Below are 5,460 nucleotides of genomic sequence, written 5' to 3' on the forward strand. Positions count from 1 at the left end.
TTCGGGATACTCCGATTCGATCGGCAAATTAAAAATTGTCTGAGCCGCAGCCACCGCATCGATCGTATTTTCCACAAACTTCACCCCACCGGCCTTACCCCGTCCCCCCGCCCGCACTTGGGACTTGAGTACGACTGGGTAGGGAATCTTCAGCCCTTTGAGGTCTGCCGGATTGTCAATCCGCTGGGAGGGCAGAACCGGAATTGCCATCTGACGAAATAAAGCTTTAGCTTGGTACTCTAACAAATCCATTATCAATAACTGGTGACTCGTAGTTGGCAACAAGCAATTGGTAATTCGCAATCTATTAATCATAATTAATAGATAGTAATTGGTATTTTGTCAAGTTAAATTATAAAAATCTTGGCGATATTTATAATTTACGACTTTTGTATTACCGATTACTTATTTGCTCTTACCCATCGCCTCTAGTGTATTTTTTGATAAAAGACATTTTGTTTTAAAATTCTACCATCATTACTTATTAGTTAGTAGAATTCTAATTCTTGATATTTTCCTTAATCCTGGCAAGTTTGGATATTCTTTTGCTAATTTAACTTGATGCCAGCAGTGCCTTGATGAACTGTTTTCACCCATTTTAACTGTTTAGGACGCACGGAAATCCTAGCTGTCACAGCACCTACCAGCAGCCAGTGAAGCATATATACAGTAGACAACAGGGTTTGCATCAAGGTGGCAAAAACTCTTTTGAGGTCAAATTTGGTCTCTTGGCGAGTGCGACGCAAACCGACAAACATTCCCACCAGAGACAGGGTAATAGTCATGAAAGTTAGGGGACTGGCGATCGGCATTCGGCGCAGTACGATCGACATCAAAAAGTCGGGCACAGCTACTGTGGGCAACAAATACTGAGATACCCAAAATCCAAATAAATCCCAAGTTTTTCCCGTTCCCATGCGGTTACGAACAATGAGCTGCCAGTAGTCAAGATAGCGCTGATAGCCACCTTCGGCCCAGCGATTGCGCTGATGCCAAAGAGCCTGAGCGTTGGTGACTCCTTCTTCAGATACGGGGGGAACAGCCAAAAATTCAATATCCCACCGCTCTAAGTGCAACCTGATTGTTAAATCCAAATCGTCGGTAATCGTCTCCTCGTTCCAACCTCCGCAGCTTTCCAAGGCTGTGCGGCGCATAAATTGACCGTTACCGCGCAATTCTCCAATACCACCGATCGCAATCCGTTGTTGTTGGAAAAAACTGTCTAGCGCCATTTCTGCTTCTTGGCTGCGAGTCCAAAAATTTAGGGGAGCATTGGCGATCGATTTTCTCACTTGCACAGCTCCTACTTGAGCTCGATCGAACACCGGCAGTACCAAGCGCAGCAAGTCTGGTGTCACCGTCGCGTCCGCATCAAATACCCCCACAAATTCCCCGCGAGTCAGGGGTAAAACTTGATTCAGGGCTCCCGATTTGCCACCACTAGCATTGGCTCCTCTCCTCCATACTTTGAGTTGGGGGTACTGTTTCGTTAGCTGTTCCAATACAAGAGGCGTACTGTCTGTGCTATTATCATCGATCGCCCAAAGTTCATAACGGTCGATCGGGTAATCCAAATTGCCAATGGACTGTACCAGTCTGGCAATTACCGCTTCCTCATTTTTCGCCGCCACCAGCAACGACACGTAAGGCCAATCCTCTTGATTGGATTCTGAAAGAGGCGGCATTGTCGGCTTGGGTGAAGCAAACAAAAATCGAAATACTTGCATCCACAGCAGTCCCGTCAATCCCCAGACTACCCAAGCACCCCAAGAAACCAAGTGCAAAGTAATCGTTCCGCCCCAAATCACCGTCAGGACTATAGCAGCTTTCCTCCGGCGTCCCTGGTATAATTTTTGAGGAAAAGAGGGAGAATTAGGCAACTCGATCGCTACCCTTGGATCTGTGGAAACCACGTCAAACTTCCTTTCGCCACCGGAGGCTGTAGCAAATATCGTGCCAACCTTGGGGTTTGAGGTCAAACTCTCATGTTCTTCAGGAGCTAAATCAGGGATATCCAAGTTAAGCTCGCTGCGAACATCGTTTTCTTGCCAAGAACTCTCCTGCATAGGTTACTTGATTCAATCACCAATAGTTTTGGATTTAATAGACTTCTCCCAAAAAGCCTGTCAAGGACTGGCAGGATGCCTACCCCACAGGAATTATGAGAGATGCCTAGTAGAGATAAGTATCTACTCTATCAGTTTCTGGGATTTTGTCGAAAGCTGACGGAGAGAGCAACTCAGCCCCACTCTGCTGACACTGATGCTCTACCAATTTTTTTTCTAAGTAAATCCACCTAATTAAACCTCAGATACGGATGGCTAAAAAGCTTGCTGAATGAGCATTTTTCCTTTTTCCTTCTGCCTTGGACCCATCGATATTCTACTTAACAAATATGTCTATTCCTCAACTCAAGCCCGCTGATGAAAAAGAATCAAAAGTCTATGCACCTTTTTTTCCAGAGCAGAGGCGCAAGTCTTTACCCTACGCTATAGCTCTCTACAAGCTCAAAACCTTGGAAGGTGCCAGAAAAATTGAAGGTGGCGAGGAGATTCCGTTTGTAGCTAGTTGGAATATTTCATCACTGCCGATCGATTTGACTCGCTGTCGGGTCTTGTTTGACGGCAATGCTGAACTCAGCTACGAAGTAACGATGCAAAGCTCTGATTTTGTGAATTGCTTGATTGAGGTACTGATGATTTTTCAGCGCACTCGCACCGTCGATTTTTCTAAAGTTTTTTACCGGAAGCTAATGCGGATGGATGAGTGATTTTTTTCACACCCCTACTCTCGAAATTCTGCAATAGACTGGCGCTATAACTGGTGCATCAGTAGTGTAAATCGACCACCACAGGGACTTTACACTACTGGTGCGCCATTCCTATTTGAGGTATATAAAGAGGTATATTCGAGTACGATCGCCCACAAAGTCATCAGTACAGACGCGAACTACAACCTGATTGCTTACTGCCTGAGAGCCCAAATTACCGACAACGATACCGCCGGATTCACGATTAGTCCTCCAAACACCACTGCTACCGAAGGAGCATTGTGGAAGGAACCCACACCGAGTTGATTTTTTCCAGCGTCGCAGTCGGCAGCGCTGCTGAATACTTGCCAGTGGCGATCGCGCCATCGGATTTCGTTCAAATTATTGCTCGCAGCACAATATATCAGTTTGAACGATCGCGCTCCCACTAACCATTAATCACTAATAATACATATCGATTTAAAATTCTAAATCGAGTATGATAATATTGCAAAATTGAGTCGCAGTGCAGAAATACTGTTGAATAAACTAAATTTATTGAAATATAACGGTTCTCAAAGGAGTGAAGTTCAAAATAGAGAGGTTGGGTTGAGGTTCCCGTTACCCAATTCTTCATTTAAAATAAGGTGTTGGGTTTGGCGATCGCAAGAGTCTAACCTACTTCATCTATTTGAGAAACGCTATAGACAGGTGCAAATTGAGGAGTAAAGGCTTACCGAAATTGACTAAATATTTACTGATCGGTTCCACTAAAGCTTACAGTGGCAAGTCCGCTATCGCCCTGGGCATAGCACTCGGACTCCGGGAACAAGGATTGACCGTCGCCTACGGCAAACCCCTGGGAACTTCTTTTAACTCTGATGAACCTGGTGCCGAAGAGGAAGACGTGCGCTTCGCGATCGAGACCCTGAAGCTCAAAGATACCCAAATGCCATCTACTCTGCTTGCTTTGGACGAAGAAACTGTTCACAAGCGACTGCGAGGAGAAGATCGGACTGATTACCGCCAGTCTCTAGCGGAATATGTCCAAGGCCAAAGTACAGACTTAGTGCTGCTAGAAGGTCCTGCTAATTTGGAGGAAGGCAGTCTGTTTGACTTGTCTTTGCCTCAAGTTGCCGAGGCCGTTGATGCCTCTGTGCTGCTGGTGACACGCCCGATCGATCTGTTTGTAGATGATTTGCTTTCAGCTAAGCAACGTTTAGGTTCCCGTTTGCTAGGTGTCGTCCTCAACGACGTTCCCTCCGACAAACTCGAATCCATCGCCTCCACTGTGCGACCTTTTCTGGAAGCACAAGGAATTCCAGTGCTGGGAATGCTACCCAGAAGCGCTTTGCTACGCAGTGTCAGCGTCAAAGAACTGGTTCATCAATTGAAAGCTGAGGTACTGTGTCGCCCAGACCGTTTGGATTTGATGGTCGAAACCTTGACAATTGGTGCAATGAATGTTAGTTCCGCTCTCAAGTATTTCCGCAAAGCCAGAAATATGGCAGTGGTGACAGGGGGCGATCGCACCGACATCCAGTTAGCCGCTCTGGAAAGCTCTACTCAGTGCTTAATTCTCACAGGACACTTGCCTCCTTCTCCCCTAGTCATCGGCAGAGCAGAAGAAATGGAAATTCCAGTGTTGTCTGTGGATTTAGATACCTTAACCACTGTGGAAATTATCGACAGCACCTTTGGCAACGTGCGCCTGCACGAGACCATTAAGGTGGAATGCGTTACTCAACTAATGGCAGAGCATTTTGACATTAACGCACTGATGGCTTCCCTAACCCTGGGTGATTAAATTCCGATCTAAGGAAAAAATAAGTAGCCAGAAGCAAAAAGGAAGTCTCAATTTTTGATTCTTCCTACTTCTGCTTATGATAGTTGACACTCCCCTGCCTGAAGGCGAGGGGATTCTTGGTTCTGCGACATACCTTAAAACTATCTATCCTTGCGGCAGTGTTTAAACCAGGTATCCGTTCAAAAGAACCAAATATCGAGCTTAATTTAGATAGCCTCAGAGGGTTTGTCTCCCCAAGCTATTGATTTTATGGCATTGGCCTTCTTCCTTGTGGCTTTTTGCTGGTTCCGGGTGGTATATTTGTGATGAGAGGATTTATTCCTCATCCAGTCCGATCGGGTAAATCTGTAATTCTTAACTTCTTTTTGGCTCCAATAGCTATTCCGTCTGCTAGAATCCACAACGTAGTTTTATTTAATTTAATAAATTCTTTGAGTCAATCAATTGAGCTACCCAGAGTTGATGATTTTTTACAAGAACTTGCGGCAATCCAGCAAACAAGCTCCAAGCGGCTTGCTCTTTTGGGTTCTCGCCATGTTCCAATTACCCACCAGCAGCTAATTGAGATGCTGAGCTACGCCTTAGTTTTGTCTGGTAATCAGCTCATAACTTCTGGCGCTACAGGCACCAATTCAGCCGCGATTCGGGGGGCGATGCGAGCAGATCCCAATCTGCTGACCGTGATTTTGCCACAAAGCATGAGCCGCCAGCCACGAGAGTCTCGCGAGCAGCTAGAACAAGTGATACATTTGGTAGAAAATCCCAAAAATGACAGTTTGTCTCTCCCAGAAGCAAGCGCCCTGTGCAATCAGGAGATTATTTCTCGGTGTCAGCAACTGCTCTGTTTTGCTTTTCACGAAAGTCACACTTTGCTGAAAACTTGTCAGGATGCAGAGGAACAGCG

6 protein-coding genes are annotated in these 5,460 nt (G+C 45.7%); 3 read left to right on the forward strand and 3 right to left on the reverse strand.

Annotated features, from left to right (window positions below; all coding sequences use genetic code 11):
• Both AAFP11_RS29550 and AAFP11_RS29555 read right to left on the reverse strand, forming a co-directional pair.
• The coding region (locus tag AAFP11_RS29550; RefSeq protein ID WP_341740211.1) for an ATP-grasp domain-containing protein at positions 1–252 on the reverse strand (252 nt) is incomplete at its 3' end.
• A gap of 296 nt (positions 253–548) precedes the next feature.
• Positions 549–2,066 (reverse strand): glycosyltransferase family 2 protein, encoded by a 1,518-nt coding sequence (locus tag AAFP11_RS29555; RefSeq protein WP_341740212.1) that lies wholly within the window; start codon positions 2,064–2,066, stop codon positions 549–551.
• A 329-nt stretch (positions 2,067–2,395) separates the two neighbouring features.
• Between AAFP11_RS29555 and ebsA the strand changes: the two genes are divergently transcribed.
• Complete coding sequence (gene ebsA / locus AAFP11_RS29560) at positions 2,396–2,770, forward strand: type IV pilus biogenesis protein EbsA (RefSeq protein WP_341732603.1); 375 nt, start codon at positions 2,396–2,398, stop codon at positions 2,768–2,770.
• Positions 2,771–2,964: 194 nt separating this feature from the next.
• Here ebsA and AAFP11_RS29565 read toward each other — a convergent pair whose 3' ends face one another.
• Entirely contained in the window at positions 2,965–3,150 is a 186-nt protein-coding gene (locus AAFP11_RS29565; protein ID WP_340525428.1) for a hypothetical protein, read from the reverse strand.
• Positions 3,151–3,467: 317 nt separating this feature from the next.
• Here AAFP11_RS29565 and AAFP11_RS29570 point away from each other — a divergent pair, with 317 nt between their 5' ends.
• Positions 3,468–4,556, forward strand: a complete 1,089-nt coding sequence (locus tag AAFP11_RS29570) for a phosphotransacetylase family protein (protein ID WP_341740213.1) — start codon at positions 3,468–3,470, stop codon at positions 4,554–4,556.
• 431 nt (positions 4,557–4,987) lie between these two features.
• The coding region (locus AAFP11_RS29575) for a DNA recombination-mediator protein A (protein ID WP_341740214.1) at positions 4,988–5,460 on the forward strand (473 nt) is incomplete at its 3' end.

The organism is Microcoleus sp. CAWBG640 (genome assembly GCF_020883015.1).
Lineage (GTDB): Bacteria > Cyanobacteriota > Cyanobacteriia > Cyanobacteriales > Microcoleaceae > Microcoleus > Microcoleus anatoxicus.